The organism is Streptomyces fulvorobeus, from assembly GCF_013167895.1.
Lineage (GTDB): Bacteria > Actinomycetota > Actinomycetes > Streptomycetales > Streptomycetaceae > Streptomyces > Streptomyces fulvorobeus.
On record NZ_BLWC01000001.1, the window covers coordinates 928,328 to 942,220 of the forward strand.

The 13,893-nt window shown below is 71.4% G+C and carries 14 protein-coding genes and 1 pseudogene; 4 read left to right on the forward strand and 11 right to left on the reverse strand.

The annotated features are described in order from the left end of the window. Nucleotides 1-376: 376 nt before the first annotated feature. The 5 genes and pseudogenes from cbiE to Sfulv_RS04060 form a co-directional block, all read right to left on the reverse strand. Nucleotides 377-1,615, reverse strand: a complete 1,239-nt coding sequence (gene cbiE, locus Sfulv_RS04040) for a precorrin-6y C5,15-methyltransferase (decarboxylating) subunit CbiE (RefSeq protein WP_173311430.1) — start codon at nucleotides 1,613-1,615, stop codon at nucleotides 377-379. Nucleotides 1,616-1,722: 107 nt separating this feature from the next. After that, nucleotides 1,723-2,409, reverse strand: coding sequence for a GNAT family N-acetyltransferase (locus Sfulv_RS04045; protein ID WP_173311433.1), 687 nt, complete (start codon nucleotides 2,407-2,409; stop codon nucleotides 1,723-1,725). A gap of 102 nt (nucleotides 2,410-2,511) precedes the next feature. Beyond that, nucleotides 2,512-3,378 carry a MetQ/NlpA family ABC transporter substrate-binding protein gene (locus Sfulv_RS04050; RefSeq protein WP_173311436.1) on the reverse strand — a complete coding sequence of 289 codons (867 nt, stop codon included), beginning with the start codon at nucleotides 3,376-3,378 and terminating at the stop codon, nucleotides 2,512-2,514. Between the two features lie 72 nt (nucleotides 3,379-3,450). Continuing rightward, nucleotides 3,451-4,122, reverse strand: coding sequence for a methionine ABC transporter permease (locus tag Sfulv_RS04055; protein ID WP_173311439.1), 672 nt, complete (start codon nucleotides 4,120-4,122; stop codon nucleotides 3,451-3,453). Next, nucleotides 4,119-5,179 (reverse strand): annotated as a pseudogene (locus Sfulv_RS04060) (methionine ABC transporter ATP-binding protein). The gene Sfulv_RS04055 and the pseudogene Sfulv_RS04060 overlap by 4 nt, the downstream one beginning before the upstream one ends. 578 nt (nucleotides 5,180-5,757) lie before the next feature. Between Sfulv_RS04060 and Sfulv_RS04065 the strand changes: the two are divergent. Together Sfulv_RS04065 and Sfulv_RS04070 are read left to right on the forward strand one after the other, a co-directional pair. Beyond that, nucleotides 5,758-6,117 (forward strand): hypothetical protein, encoded by a 360-nt coding sequence (locus Sfulv_RS04065; protein WP_173311442.1) that lies wholly within the window; start codon nucleotides 5,758-5,760, stop codon nucleotides 6,115-6,117. 2 nt (nucleotides 6,118-6,119) lie between these two features. Continuing rightward, nucleotides 6,120-6,551 carry a hypothetical protein gene (locus Sfulv_RS04070; protein WP_173311445.1) on the forward strand — a complete coding sequence of 144 codons (432 nt, stop codon included), beginning with the start codon at nucleotides 6,120-6,122 and terminating at the stop codon, nucleotides 6,549-6,551. A 21-nt stretch (nucleotides 6,552-6,572) separates the two neighbouring features. Here Sfulv_RS04070 and Sfulv_RS04075 read toward each other — a convergent pair whose 3' ends face one another. From Sfulv_RS04075 to Sfulv_RS04085, 3 genes are all read right to left on the reverse strand, one after another. Continuing rightward, entirely contained in the window at nucleotides 6,573-7,073 is a 501-nt protein-coding gene (locus Sfulv_RS04075) for a GNAT family N-acetyltransferase (protein ID WP_173311447.1), read from the reverse strand. 46 nt (nucleotides 7,074-7,119) lie between these two features. Further along, nucleotides 7,120-7,659 carry an RNA polymerase sigma factor gene (locus Sfulv_RS04080; RefSeq protein WP_173311450.1) on the reverse strand — a complete coding sequence of 180 codons (540 nt, stop codon included), beginning with the start codon at nucleotides 7,657-7,659 and terminating at the stop codon, nucleotides 7,120-7,122. Nucleotides 7,660-7,778: 119 nt separating this feature from the next. Beyond that, nucleotides 7,779-8,939: a glycerophosphodiester phosphodiesterase gene (locus Sfulv_RS04085; RefSeq protein WP_173311453.1), complete on the reverse strand. Its 1,161-nt coding sequence runs from the start codon at nucleotides 8,937-8,939 to the stop codon at nucleotides 7,779-7,781. Between the two features lie 232 nt (nucleotides 8,940-9,171). Between Sfulv_RS04085 and Sfulv_RS04090 the strand changes: the two genes are divergently transcribed. Beyond that, entirely contained in the window at nucleotides 9,172-9,843 is a 672-nt protein-coding gene (locus Sfulv_RS04090) for a lysophospholipid acyltransferase family protein (protein ID WP_173311456.1), read from the forward strand. Between the two features lie 76 nt (nucleotides 9,844-9,919). Here Sfulv_RS04090 and Sfulv_RS04095 read toward each other — a convergent pair whose 3' ends face one another. Together Sfulv_RS04095 and Sfulv_RS04100 are read right to left on the reverse strand one after the other, a co-directional pair. Continuing rightward, nucleotides 9,920-11,464 (reverse strand): MFS transporter, encoded by a 1,545-nt coding sequence (locus Sfulv_RS04095; RefSeq protein ID WP_173311459.1) that lies wholly within the window; start codon nucleotides 11,462-11,464, stop codon nucleotides 9,920-9,922. Next, nucleotides 11,461-12,012: a TetR/AcrR family transcriptional regulator gene (locus Sfulv_RS04100; protein WP_173311462.1), complete on the reverse strand. Its 552-nt coding sequence runs from the start codon at nucleotides 12,010-12,012 to the stop codon at nucleotides 11,461-11,463. The genes Sfulv_RS04095 and Sfulv_RS04100 overlap by 4 nt, the downstream gene beginning before the upstream one ends. A gap of 158 nt (nucleotides 12,013-12,170) precedes the next feature. On the opposite strand from Sfulv_RS04100, the gene Sfulv_RS04105 reads away from it, so the two are divergent. Beyond that, nucleotides 12,171-12,749: a dienelactone hydrolase family protein gene (locus Sfulv_RS04105; RefSeq protein ID WP_173311465.1), complete on the forward strand. Its 579-nt coding sequence runs from the start codon at nucleotides 12,171-12,173 to the stop codon at nucleotides 12,747-12,749. Nucleotides 12,750-12,877: 128 nt separating this feature from the next. On the opposite strand, the gene Sfulv_RS04110 is transcribed toward Sfulv_RS04105, so the two are convergent. Beyond that, a complete protein-coding gene (locus Sfulv_RS04110) occupies nucleotides 12,878-13,849 on the reverse strand; it encodes an aldo/keto reductase (protein ID WP_173311468.1) in 972 nt (323 codons plus the stop codon). Nucleotides 13,850-13,893: the final 44 nt, after the last annotated feature.

Here is a 13,893-nt window from a genome sequence, read left to right on the forward strand (position 1 = left end):
CTCCGGCAGTCCCTCGCCCGGGATCTGGCCGGTGTCAGTCATGCGTACCCCTCGCCCATCGTCAGTGCTCCTTCGGCCCTTCGCCCGGGACGCCCAAACCACGGCACGCCGCCGCTCGTCCACAAGAACGAGCAGGCTGGCCGCGCGGCACGAACCGCCCGTGGAGCTACCCATTCTGGCGGCCGTTCGCCGCCACGGCAGCTACTTCCGCCACGGCTCGCTGTGGACTGCGCCACGTCGCGCGCGTCCCCCGGTGGTGCCGTACCACAGCGGGAACCAAAACGGTTTCCTTTTCCGGACATTGACGAACGAAGCGACGAACGTCCGGGCGCGGTACAACGATCGGCCAGCCTACCTCCCGCCGTCTCCGAACGGGTCAGGGGGCGAGGTCCGAACGCACGCCGGAGAGCAGGAAGACCACGGAGCGCTCACGCTCCGTCCAGGCGGACGTGTCGAGTTCGACCATCTGGAGAAGGGCGCAGTCGATCCGGTATCCGTTCGCCGCGAGCGCGCCGCCCAGTGCTTCCGCCTCGTCGCGCGTGGAGGCGTGTGTGACGACGCGTTCGGGGCGGCGGTCCGCCACCGCGGTGACGACGGGGACACCGCCGCCCCCGATCCGTACGACATCCGGCTCGGGCAGGCGTTCCAGGACGTGCGGGGCGCGGCCCTGGACGACCTGGACCGGGACACCGAAGGCGCGGGCCGCGGCGGTGGTACGGGCGCACGCTGCCGGGTCGCTGTCCACGGCCAGGACGGCCGCGCCGAAGCGGGCGGCCTCCACGGCCAGGGCTCCGCTCCCGGAGCCGATGTCCCAGAGGAGGTCGCCGGTACGCGGGCCGAGGTGGGCCAGCTGGGCGGCGCGCAGCCCGGGGAACTCCCCCTCGCCGCTCTCCCCCGCCGGCCCGGCGGCTCCGTCGCGGTACGCGTCGGCGGGCAGCGCCCAGCCGCGTACGCCCAGCGGGTAGGCGGGCTGGCGGCCGGCGATCCAGGCGCCGGGGGCGGTGGTCTCCGGGCCGCCGCCTATGACGATGACGACGTTCGGGTCGCGCCAGGTGTGGTCGGCGGCCTTGTCCGAGGTGAGGACGGTGACCTGTTCGCGGTCGGTGCCGAGTTCCTCGCAGATGACGAAGGTGCGGTGGACTCCGTCGAGGAGGAGGGCGAGTTCGGCGGGGCCCGCACCGGGCGAGGTGAGGACGGCGACCTTGTGGTGGGCGCGGCAGACGTTGACGGCGCGGCGCAGGGTGCGCGGGTGGGCGACGACGATCTGGGCGTCGTCCCACGGCATTCCGGCGCGGGCGAAGGCGGCTGCGACGGATGAGACGGCGGGGACCACTTCGACCTCGAGGCCGTGCTCGCGTGCGCGCAGGGTCCGTACGACGCCGAAGAAGCCGGGGTCGCCGTCGGCGAGGACGACCGCACTGCCGCGGTGTCCGGCGATCCTGTCGGCGGCGAGGTCGACGCTGCCGAGGCGGACGAGTTCGGCGCCTTCCGGGACTTCGGCGAGGGCGAGGTGGTGCGTGGCTCCGGCGACGAGCGTGGCGGCCGAGAGGGCGGCGGTGGCGGCCCTGCTCAGGGGCGAGCCGTCCCAGCCGATCACCGTGACCCGGTCGGCCATCGTCGTCAGTCTCCTGGGGGGTGTCGCAGGCGGGCGCTGCCCGCGGGTGGCGGGCACGGTGAGAGTACCGGGTCCCTACCCGGCCGGGTTCAGGCGGCTTCCGGTTGTCAGCTCCAGTCGTGGGGGCCGCCGTAGCCGCCGGCGTCGGCGAGCTCCTCGGCCACCCCTTCGAGGTCTTCGGGAAGGAGACCCCAGACGATGAGGTCGGTCCTGATGTCGGTCCAGCCGCCGTCGGTGCCGTTCTCGGTCCGCGTGCGCGCTATGCGCGCGTTGCGCAGGACGCCTTCGCTGATACAGCCGAGTTTCTGGGCGACCTGCTGGGAGGCGGTGTTGTCGGCGGGGGTGCGCAGCTCGATGCGTTCGAACCGCTGGTCGCGGAAGAGCCATTCGGCGAGGGCCAGCACGGATTCGGTGGCGTATCCCTCGCCGCGCGCCCAGGGCGCGGTGATGTAGCGGACCTCGGTGGCGAGGGTGCGCCAGTCGGTGTTGAGGAGCCGGACCGATCCGACGAGGCGCTGGGTGAGGAACTCGGTGACGGCGAAGACGATGCCGTTGCCCTGCGTGCGCTCCGCGGGAGCGATCCTGCGGACCCACCGTTCGGCGTCGACCTGCGTGTACGGGAGAGGGCTCTCGGTCCAGGCGGTGACGAGGTCGTCGTTCATCATCTCCAGGTACGCGGGCACGTCCGCCATGTCGAAGGGGCGCAGCACCAACCTGTCCGTGCTGATGGAGATGGACGGAAAGGTGGTAGTCATGCGCAGCTCCATGCCGAAGACCGTGTAAAGGCACAGCATGCAGCATCCGGCCGGCGTCGCGCATGGCCGGGTCGCTACGGCGGAGCCCCGCGCACCCTGAAGGGGTGTGCGGGGCCAGGTGGGGCAAGTGCCGCCGGAGTATCAGGACTTGGCGGGGCTGCCGAAGGACGGGACGATGGAGCCCTGGTAGGTGTCCTCGATGAACTTCTTGACCTCGGCGGAGTTGAGGAGCCCGGCGAGCTTCCGGACTCGGGCGTCCTTCTCGTCGCCCTCCTTGACGGCCAGGAAGTTGGCGTACGGGTTGCCCTCGGACTTCTCCAGCGCGAGCGAGTCCTTGCCGGGAGTGAGCTCGGCCTCGATGGCGTAGTTGCCGTTGATGACGGCGGCGTCCACGTCGCTCAGGGCGCGGGGCACGGTGGCGGCCTCCAGCTCCTTGAACTCCAGGCCCTTCTTGTCCGTGATGTCGCTCAGCGCGGCGTTGGTGCCGACCCCGGGCTTGAGGGTGATCAGGCCGTTCTCGGCGAGGAGATGGAGGGCGCGGCCCTCGTTGGTGGTGTCGTTGGGGACGGCGACGGTCTGGCCGGGCTTGATGTCCTTGAGGCTCTTGACGCTCTTGGAGTAGAGGCCGAGGGGCTCCAGGTGCACGTTGACGACCGGGACGATGTGGGTGTCGTTCTGCTTGTTGAAGTCGTCCAGGTACGGCTTGTGCTGGAAGAAGTTGGCGTCGACCTGGCCGGTCTCGGTCGCGGTGTTCGGCAGGACGTAGTCCGTGAACTCCTTGACCTCCAGCTTGAGGCCCGCCTTGCCGGCCAGGTTCTTCTTGACGAAGTTCAGGATGTCGCCGTGCGGCGTCGGGGACGCGGCGACGACGAGCGCTTTCGAGGTGTCGTTCTTGGCACCGGTCGCGCCCTTGGCCGCGGGGTCGGAGTCCGTACCGCAGGCGGTGAGGCCGAGGGCCAGGGCGGCGGTGGCGGCGGCAGCCGCGGTGGTCTTGATGTTCCTGCGCACGAAGAGTGCCTCTTTCGGTGGTGATGGTGGAGCGCCCGGACAAGGAGTTCGGGCTCGGTGGGGAGGAAGGTCTCAGGTGGTGGTGCGTCCCCGGCGGGCCAGGAGGCGTACGGCTCCGTCGCCGATCAGCTGCACCACGGTGACGATGACGACCAGGAGCACGACGGTGACGAGCATGAACTGGTTGTCGAAGCGCTGGAATCCGTAGGTGACGGCCTTGGAGCCGAGCCCTTCGCCCCCCACGGCACCGGCCATCGCGGAGTAGCCGATGAGGACGATGACGGTGGTGGTGACGCCGGAGACGAGCGAGGGCAGGGCCTGCGGGAGGAGGACCTTGCGGACGATCGTCGGTATGGAACCGCCCATGGACTGGACGGCTTCCACGAGACCGTGGTCGACCTCGCGGATCGCCGTCTCGACGAGCCGGGCGAAGAAGGGGATGGCACCCACGGCGAGCGGGACGATCATGGCGGTGGGGCCGATGAACGTGCCGACGACCCAGGTGGTGAAGGGGATCAGCGCGATCAGCAGGATGATGAAGGGCAGCGAGCGGCCGATGTTCACGATCACGCCGATGACCTTGTTGACCGGGGTGTTGGCGAGCAGGCCGCCCTTGTCGGTGAGGACGAGCAGGACGCCGAGCGGCAGGCCGGCCAGGACGGTGACGAGCGCGGACCACAGCACCATGTAGAGGGTGTCGACGGTGCCCTGGGTCAGCAGCGGCTGCATTTCGGACCAGGTCACTTGACGGCCTCCTTGGTGAGCGGGGCGGAAGTCCGCACGGGTACGGCGGGGGCTTCGGGCTCCACGACCACGGCCTGGAGGCCCTGCTCGCGGAGGAAGCCGATCGGGACGACGTTCTCCTCGAAGCGGCCGGGGAGCTCGATGCGCATCCGGCCGATCTGGTTGCCGCCGACGGTGTCCATGGCGGCGCCGAGGATCGAGATGTCGATGTTGTACGTACGGGAGAGCTGGGAGATCACGGGCCGGCCCGCGGCCTCGCCGTGGAAGGTGACGTCGACGACCGTGCTGTCCGGGCCCGACGCCGTACCGCCGACGGGGAACAGTTCGTGGGCCAGTTCGGAGCCGGGGGTGGCGAGGAGTTCGCGGACGGTGCCGGATTCGACGACCCGCCCCCGGCGCATCAGCGCGGCCGAGTCGCAGACCGTCTTGACGACGTCCATCTCGTGCGTGATGAGCAGGACGGTGAGGCCGAGCTGCTGGTTGAGGTCGCGCAGCAGCTGGAGGACCGAGCGGGTGGTCTCGGGGTCGAGGGCGGAGGTCGCCTCGTCGGAGAGCAGGACCTTCGGATCGCCCGCCAGGGCGCGGGCGATGCCGACGCGCTGCTTCTGGCCGCCGGAGAGCTGGCCGGGGTACGCCTTCGCCTTGTCGGAGAGGCCGACCAGGTCGAGCAGGTCGAGGGCCTTGCGGGCGCGGTCCCGGCCGGAGACTCCGAGGATCTCCAGCGGGAGTTCGACGTTGTCCTGGACGGTGCGGGAGGCCAGGAGGTTGAAGTGCTGGAAGACCATGCCGATACGGCTGCGCGCCTGGCGGAGCTCCTTGCCGGCGCGGGGCCCCGGCCGGCGAGCGCGGTGAGGTCCTGTCCCGCGACGGTCACGGTGCCGGACGTGGGGCGTTCCAGCAGGTTGACGCAGCGGATCAGGGAGGACTTCCCGGCGCCGCTCTGTCCGATGACGCCGTACACCTCACCCTCGCGGACATGCAGGTCGACGCCGTCGAGGGCGGTGACCTCTCGGCCGCGCGACTGGTAGACCTTCGTGAGGCCCGTAGTGGTGATCACAGGGTTTCCGTCACTGTCGAGTGCGCGGCGCGGTGTCCGCCGGGCACGGGGCGTTCGTCTGATGAGACTGTTCGCAGTGGTTGACCGGGTGGTCCCGGCACGGCTGAGCGCGGCGGACGGGCCGGCGGGCAGCACGTGTCCGGGCCGGCTCGTCCCGCTGGTCGCGGACGGCGCGGGCTCGGTCTCGCTTCGGGGCGTGAGACTCAGGCGGGGGCCCTCAGAAGGCGCGCATTCGACACATACAACGAGCACCGGGCGCGGTGATCGCCTCGGTCGCAGGGATGCGGCAGCTCGTCGTGGTCATGGGCCAAGTAAAACAGACGTCAGCTCCGCAGCGACCAGCCTGTCCGGATAACGGACAGGTCTGGATCGCTGCGTGAGACGCCGAGGACAGGGCTGTGACCTGCGCCGACCCTGGCAGCACACGGGAGACGGCACCCGGCGGGCCGGGCCGGGCGGGGTCCGGCGGCCGGGCCCGCTGTGGCGAAGGCCACGGTCCGTGTCACCGGCGCGGCCCCCGGGCCGCGCCCGGGGGGCCACCACGCGGGGTGGCCGTCCGCACGTAATATCCTCGCCTCATGCTTGACGCCCTGACGGTCGCGGTCGCCGTGTCCGCGCTCGCCCTCGCCGCCTGGTGCGGACTCGCCGCTTCCCGGGACCAGCCGACGAAGGACTGGCACTTCATCGGGATGGCCGTCGTCTCCGTCCTGGCGCTGGCGCAGCTGGTCGTCGGAATCGTGCGGCTGGCCCGCGGCGAGCGGCCGGAACAGGGGATGACCGTGTTCATCGCCTATCTCGTCGGGGCCTTCGCCGCCGTGCCCGCGGCCGGTTTCCTGTCACTGACCGAGCGGACCCGCTGGGGTTCGGTGACGGTGGCGGCCGGGGCGGTCGTGCTGGCCGTCCTGGAAGTACGGCTCTACGGCATCTGGGGAGGCTGACCGTGACCGGCACCGAGCGCACCACCGGGCCCGCCCGTAAGCAGCCGTTCGAACTCGGCTCCGGGCCGGGGCGCGTACTGGTCTGGTTCTACGGGGTGTTCACCGTGGCCGCCGCCTCCCGTTCCCTGGTCCAGATGATCCTGGACTTCGACCGGGCACCGCTGGCCTACCTGCTGTCGGCCGTCGCCGCGGTCGTGTACGGCTTCATCACGTACTCGCTGGTGCGCGGCGGGGAAAAAGCGCGCAGGGCGGCGCTGGTGTGCTGCGCCGCCGAGCTCGCGGGTGTGCTCGTCGTCGGTACGTGGACGCTGGTGGAGCCCTCGGCCTTCCCGGACGCCACCGTCTGGTCGGACTTCGGTACGGGCTACCTGCTCATCCCGGTGATCCTGCCGGTCACCGGGATGATCTGGCTGCGGCGCGCCGCGAGCGCGTAGCCGCTCGCGTACGGCGGTCCGTCAGACGCCGGCCGCGACGGGGGCGGCGCTCTCCTTCTCCAGCAGGATCATCCGGACGCCGTCCGGCCCGGTGGTGTCCCCCACGCGTGCGTAACCCTCCCTGCGGTACAGCCGCAGGTTGCCCTCGCTGCGGTGTCCTGTGTGGATGCGGAAGCGGGTGGTCGCGCGGCCGGCCGTGAGACCCGATTCAACGGCGCGCAGCAGACGGGCGCCGAGGCCGTGCCCCTGGAGCCGTGGGTGCACGCACAGCTCGCCGATCTGCCCGGTGCCCTCCGCGTCGGTGAGACCGCGCACGGAACCGACCACTTCGTCACCGAGTCTGGCCACGAACACCAGGTCCGCTTCGACTTCCGCGCGGACCGCGTCGAGGGTCTGCACGAGCGGGTCGATCCGGTAGTTGCCGTAGAGCTCCGCCTCGCTCTGGAAACAGAGGTACCGGAGTCTGAATATCTGCTCGACGTCCTGTGTGGCTGCCGCCGAGATGGTCACACTCATGCCCATGTGTGTATGCCTCCCGCTCACCTGATCCGCCGGTTGTCCAGTGCTCCTATCCCCGCCGTTCAGGAGCCGCAACCTCCGCCGCGAGCATTCTGCGCAGACATCCAAGGCAACGGGAACGCATCGGACCCAAACTCCCCTGTGACATACCCAACCTTCCTGCGATCTCCCGGTAGGTGGGATCGGCCGGGGAGAGCAACGCCTCCAGCAGCCGCGCGCAACCCCCGGGCAGGCGTCCCACCGCCGTGCGTAACACCCGCCGTGTGTCGGCGCGGACGGCCGTACGCTCCGGGCAGCCATGCGGGGCCGCGGGTGGCTCGGAGCTGCCGTAGGGGCGTTCGTGACGGGCTGTTCGCCTGGTCCGCCGCGCTTCGGCGCGTACCGCGTCGCGCACCCAGCGGGCCGGGGCGGCGGGCGGGCCCTGCGCGTCGAGGCGCTCGAAGAGCCGTAGCCATACGGCCTGTTCGAGGTCGGCGGGGTCGGCCGACGCGGCCGGGGCCTCGGCCCTCGCCTCCGCGCGGATCAGCGGGAGCAGGGCGTGGACGAGGGCCGGGCCGGCCGGGGGCGGGGCGTGGTCGATGAGCGTCATGCCCCACCCGACGTGCCGTGCGGGCGGCCGGTTGCCGGGTGCGGGGAGTGCCACCCGACCGGGGGCCGGCCCGGCCGGGTGCTGACGCCTCCGCACCCGGTGTGCCGGTCCCGCGCGGATCAGTTACGGGCGAAGTCGGCCGCCGCCAGCAGCGCGGTGTCCGGGTGGTCGGAGAAGACGCCGTCGATACCCGTCTCGAAGTACGCCCGGAGCGCGCCGAACGCGTCACCGAACGCGGCGGGGTCGGTGCCCCGGCGGAACTCGGCGGGCAGGAAGCTGTTCTCGTTGCGCTGGGTGTACGGGTGCAGGATCAGACCCTGCCGGTGCGCGTCCCGCACCAGGGTGGTCGCCGTGGTGAGCTGTCCCGCGGCGTCCCTGGGGATGACCAGGTCCAGGGTGGGGCCGATGCCCTGGGCGAAGGAGGCCATCCACTTCAGGCCCTCGGGCCGCACGAGGTCCGCGACGGTACGCGGGTCGCCGGCCTCGACGAAGTCCCAGGGGCGCGTGGCGGCACCCGACAGCAGGACGACCCGGGGCGTGGCGACGAGCTTCGCCAGCCGCCGCATCGAGCCCGGCTCGAAGGACTGCAGGATGAGCGGGGAGTTCTCGCGGTGCCGGCCGTGGCGCCGCAGGAGGCGCGCGAGAGGCTCCTCAAGGCCGAGGCCCAGGGACCGGAAGTACGTGGGGTGCTTGGTCTCGACGTACAGCCAGACCGGCGCGCCGCGCCTGCGCCCCTCCCGGTCGGCCCAGCGCAGGACCTCCTCGAAGGTGGGGATCTCCCAGCGGCCGTCGTAGAGGGTGTTCTCCTGGCGCGTGCCCGGGATGCGCTCCTTGGCTCGCAGCGTCTTCAGCTCGGCGAGGGTGAAGTCCTCGGTGAACCAGCCGGTGAGCGGGACGCCGTCGACCTCCTTCGTCGCCCTGCGGCTCGCGAACTCGGGGTGCTCGGCGACGTCCGTGGTGCCGGTGATGTCGTTCTCGTGACGGCAGACGAGGTGGCCGTCCTTCGTCGGCACGAGGTCCTGCTCGACGATGTGCGCGCCCATGTCCAGGGCCAGCTGGTACGCGCCGATGGTGTGCTCGGGCCGGTAGCCGCTGGCACCGCGGTGGCCGATGACGGTCGGCACGGGCAGGTCGCGGTAGCCGCCGCGGCCCCCGCCCGGCCCACCGGTCCCGCGCTCGGTGGCGGCGGCCTTCCCGGTCATGCCGAGGGCTGCCGTGCCGAGCACCGCGGCCCCCAGAAGGGCCCGTCTGCCGGGACTCGTCCGCTCACGCTCTGTCATGAATCGCTCCTCGCTGAGATGTCGGCGTCTGGCCGGGCGAGGCCCGATCGTAGGCAGTCACGCAGGCGGCGGGGCTGCTTCTGGACGAACGTGGCGGAAACACACGTCAACACTGCGTATCCATCCCGCGAACCCGATGTGCGATCAGGGAGTACCCGCGAGTATCGTCCTCACCTGCACGGACCTCATTCGCACCCGCCCCGGCCGCCCGGCCACGACACCGGAGGAACCGTTGTCCCGTCTCACGGTCATCAAGGCAGTGCTCGGACCGATCCTGCGCCTGATGTTCCGCCCACAGGTGGAAGGCGCCAAGAACATTCCGGGGACCGGGCCGGTGATTCTCGCGGGCAACCACCTCACGTTCATCGACTCGATGATCATGCCGATCTGCTGCGGCCGGCCGGTGTTCTACATCGGCAAGGACGAGTACGTCACGGGCAAGGGGCTCAAGGGCAAGCTCATGGCGTGGTTCTTCACGGGCTGCGGCATGATCCCGGTGGACCGGGACGGCGGGCGCGGCGGGGTCGCGGCGCTGATGACGGGCCGCCGGGTGCTGGACGAGGGCCACGCCTTCGCGATCTACCCGGAGGGCACCCGCTCCCCCGACGGCCGGCTCTACCGGGGCCGTACGGGCATCGCTCGGCTGACCCTGATGACCGGCGCCCCCGTGGTCCCGTTCGCCATGATCGGCACCGACAAGCTCCAGCCGGGCGGCGCCGGACTGCCCCGCCCCGGCAAGGTCACCGTCCGCTTCGGCGAGCCGATGGAGTTCTCGCGCTACGAGGGCATGGACCGCGACCGCTATGTGCTGCGCGCGGTGACGGACTCGGTGATGGCCGAGGTGATGCGGCTGTCGGGCCAGGAGTACGTCGACATGTACGCCACCAAGGCCAAGGCCGCGTGAGCTGACCCGCTCCGCGCCGAAGGGCCCGTACCCCTGGACCGACAGGGATACGGGCCCTTCCGTGTGCCGGCGCGGGTCACGGGTGCTCGACGCCGTCCTCCAGCTTCTGGCCCTTCAGCAGGAACCAGGTGGCCACGGCGGTCGCCAGCAGGACGGTGGCGCCGATGCCCGCCGCGTACCGCAGTCCCTCGACGAACGCCTCCTGGGCGGCCGCCACCAGGGGTGCCGCCTGGGCGGCGGGAAGCGTGGAGGCCGCCTCGACGGCGCCGCCCAGCGATTCGTGAGCGGCCGCCGCCGTACCGGAACCGATGCCGGCCGGGGTCTGGAAGCCCTGGTAGACGCCCGTGACGATGGAGCCGAGCAGGGCGATGCCGAGGGCCGCGCCGAGTTCGTACGCCGTCTCGGAGACCGCGGACGCGGAACCCGCCTGCTCCTTGGGGACGGTGGAGAGGATGACGTCGGCGGTGACGGTGAAGGCGAATCCGGCTCCGACCCCGACGACCAGCAGCATCGCGCCGAGCATCGGGTATCCGGTGTCCTTGCTCAGCAGGGTCACCGAGGCGAGTGCCAGCCCCACGGCGGCGAGTCCCCCGGTCACCACCGAGCGTACGGAGTAGCGGCGGGCCATCACTCCGGCCGTCAGACCGGCGGCCACGGCGCCGATGGCCGCGGGCAGTTCGGCGAGTCCCGCCTCCAGCGGGCCCCTGCCCTGGACCAGTTGCAGGAACTGGGAGAGGAAGAAGACCAGCCCGGCGAGGCCGAGGATGGTCAGAAGGTCGGCGAGGACGGCGCCCGAGAAGCCCCGGTGGTGGAAGAGCCGCATGTCCAGCAGTGGTGCGGGCAGTTTCAGCTGCCTGCGCACGAACCAGGCGAGCGCCCCCGCCCCGATGACGGCCGAGGCCGCCACCTCCCAGCTGCCGCCGTGGGCGGCCAGCTCCTTGATGGCGTACACGAGGGCGATCATGCCGACGAGCGAGAGTCCGACGCTGAGGAGGTCCCAGGGGCCCGGCGCCGGGTTCTTGGACTCGGGGATCAGCCTGATGCCGACGACGACGAGAACGGCCATCACGGGGAGGTTGATCAGGAAGACCGAGCCCCACCAGAAGTGTTCGAGCAGGAAGCCGCCCATGACGGGGCCGACGGCCGCTCCGGCGGAGGCCATGGCGCCCCAGATGCCGACGGCGAGGCTGCGTTCGCGCGGGTCGTGGAAGAGGTTGCGGATCAGGGCCAGGGTGGAGGGCATCAGGGTGGCGCCCGCGACCCCGAGCAGCGCCCGGGCCAGGATCATCATCTCCGGGCTGGTCGCGTAGGCGTTGAGCACGGAGACCGCGCCGAAGGCGACGGCGCCGGTCAGCAGCAGCTTCTTGCGGCCGATACGGTCTCCGAGGCTGCCCATGGAGACGAGCAGTCCGGCGATGACGAAGGAGTAGACGTCACCGATCCAGAGCAGCTGGGTGCCGGTCGGCGCGAGGTCCTCGCTGAGGAACGGCGTGGCCAGCCCGAGGACGGTGGCGTCGACGGCCACGAGCAGCACGGCGAGGACGAGGACGGCCAGGGCGAGCCACCGTCCCGGCCTGCGCACGAGGTCAGTGGTGTGCGATGTCCTGGCGACGCTGGTCATTGCTCCACGCTCCGGCGCACTCCGCCGATCAGCAGTTCGACGATCATGTACTGGAAGTCCTTGGGTGCGACTCGGCCGACCTGTACGGCCCAGGCGCCGGTGCCGATGAGCCCGTAGAGGGCCTCGGTCAGCCAGGCGGGCGTGAGGTCGATGCGGAACTCACCGCGCTCCTGGCCGCGCCTGAAGAAGGCGGCGACCCGCGCGTCGAGCCTGCTCCAGCCCTCGTTCACCTGGTCGCCCTCGAAGAGCTGGTTCTCGGTGACGAGGAAGGAGAGGAGCCCCGCGCTGGGTTCGACGGCGGCGACGAACCGGCGCAGGCCGTCCTCGGCGCGGCCCTCGTCCAGCGCGGAGGCGTCAAGGGCCGCCTCGAACTCCTGGATGCCCAGGTTCTCCAGTGCCTTGACCAGCGCGTCCCGCCCGGCGAAGTGACGGTGCAGCGTGGCCCGGCCGATGCCCGCCGCCTTGGCGACCTCGTCCATGGTGGCGGTTGATTTGTGGGTCAGCAGGGCGGCGGCGCTGCGCAGCACCTGCTCACGGTCCAGAGTCATGAGACGAGTGTAACCCGTATGAGACATCAGCGTCTCAGCACGGTGATCGATCGCCGTGCCCGCCGACCTCGCCGACGCGGCCGACGACGAGATGTCAGTGGTGCGGGCCATACTCGAGCTGCGGCGCCGCCCGGGCACCGCAGCGCGAGGGGAGCGACATGGCTGAGGTGCTGGTTTTCCACCACGGGCACGGGCTGACCGTCGGCGTCCGTGACTTCGCCGAGCAGCTGCGACGGGCCGGACACACCGTCCACGTCCCGGACCTGTTCGAGGGGCAGGTGTTCGACAGTCTCGAGAAGGGGATGGGTTACGTCCAGGACGCCGGGTTCGGCACGCTCATCGCGCGCGGAACCGCCGCCGCCGAGAAGCTGCCCGCGGAACTCGTCTACCTCGGCTTCTCGCTCGGCGTCCTGCCGGCGCAGAAGCTGTCCCAGACCCGCCCCGGCGCGAAGGGGGCGCTGCTGCTGGAGGCATGCGTCCCGGTCGCGGAGTTCGGCGGCGCCTGGCCCGACGACGTCCCGGTCCAGGTCCACGGCATGGACGCGGATCCGTTCTTCGCCAGGGAGGGCGATGTGGACGCGGCTCACGCACTCGTCGAGACAGCGGCAGATGCCGAGCTTTTCCTCTACCCCGGCGACAGACACCTGTTCACCGACAGCAGCCTGCCGGCCTACGACGAACAGGCCGCCGCGCAGGTCTCCCATCGTGTGCTGGAGTTCCTCGACCGCGTCAGGTAGCCCGGCACTGCTCGATCCTCTCCGCGAGGTACGCGTCGTCGTCCACCGCCCCGTCCTCCGTCGCCTGTGCGTCACCACTCTGACGGACCGGCGGCGCCACCTGTGACGGCACCCGGGGGTACGCGGGCTCAGCTCCAGGGCAGGGAGGCGCGGTGGCGCCAGTACGCCCCGGGCTCCTCGACCAGCGCGTCCAGCCGGGCCCGCCGCTCCTCGTCGAGGCCCAGGACGGCGGCGTGCAGGTTGCCGGAGAGCTGGGCGACCGTGACCGCGCCGGAGAGGACGACACCGGCCCACGGCTGGTGCAGGACGAACGCGAGCGCGACGGCGTCGCTGTCGAGACCCTCCTGCGCGGCGATCTCCCGCAGGACGGCGGGGGCCTCGGTGCCCGCGAGCCGGCCGTTGGCCATGCCCTCCTTGACGATCACGGTGAGCCCGGCGTCATGGGCCTCGGAGAGCGCGGAGCCCGCGGAGGTCTCCAGCACGTTGTAGGTGGCCTGCACGGTACGGAAGAGGGGTTCACCGTCGACGGTGACGGCGAGCGCGGCCCGGATGGCGTCGGCCTGTCCCGGTCCGCTGGTGGAGAGCCCGACGGTGAGGCCCTCGGCCGCGTGCCCGGCGAGGCGGGCGTGCAGCTCCTTGTCGGTCAGGGCCGGGCTGTCGGCGGTCACGGAGTGGATCTGGTAGAGGTCGAGCCGGTCCCCCAGCAGAGCGTGGGTCTCCGCGCGCTGGCGCTCGTACGTGGTGAGTCCGTGGTCCTTGGTCTCGTGGTCCTCGGCGTCCACCCGCCAGCCGGCGGTGTAGGTGTAGCCCCATTTGCTGCCGATGACGACGTCCGCGGCCTCGGGGCGCCTCGCCAGCCAGTCGGCGAGGAACTCCTCGGAGCGCCCGTAGGACCTGGCGGCGTCGAAGTAGCGGACGCCCTGGGCGTAGGCCGCGTCCAGGAGTTCGTGCGTGCGGGCGCGCAGGGCCTCGACACTGCGCTCCTGGGGAAGGTCGCGGTCGCGGTGGAGGGTGATGTAGCCGGGTCTGGCGACGGCGGCCAGGCCCACACCGATGTGGGCGGTCGGGGTCGTGGCGGTGGCCAGCCTGGCGAAGGGCATCGCGGGCTCCTCGTGGGTCGGGGCGGTGGTCCGTCCCGACCAAC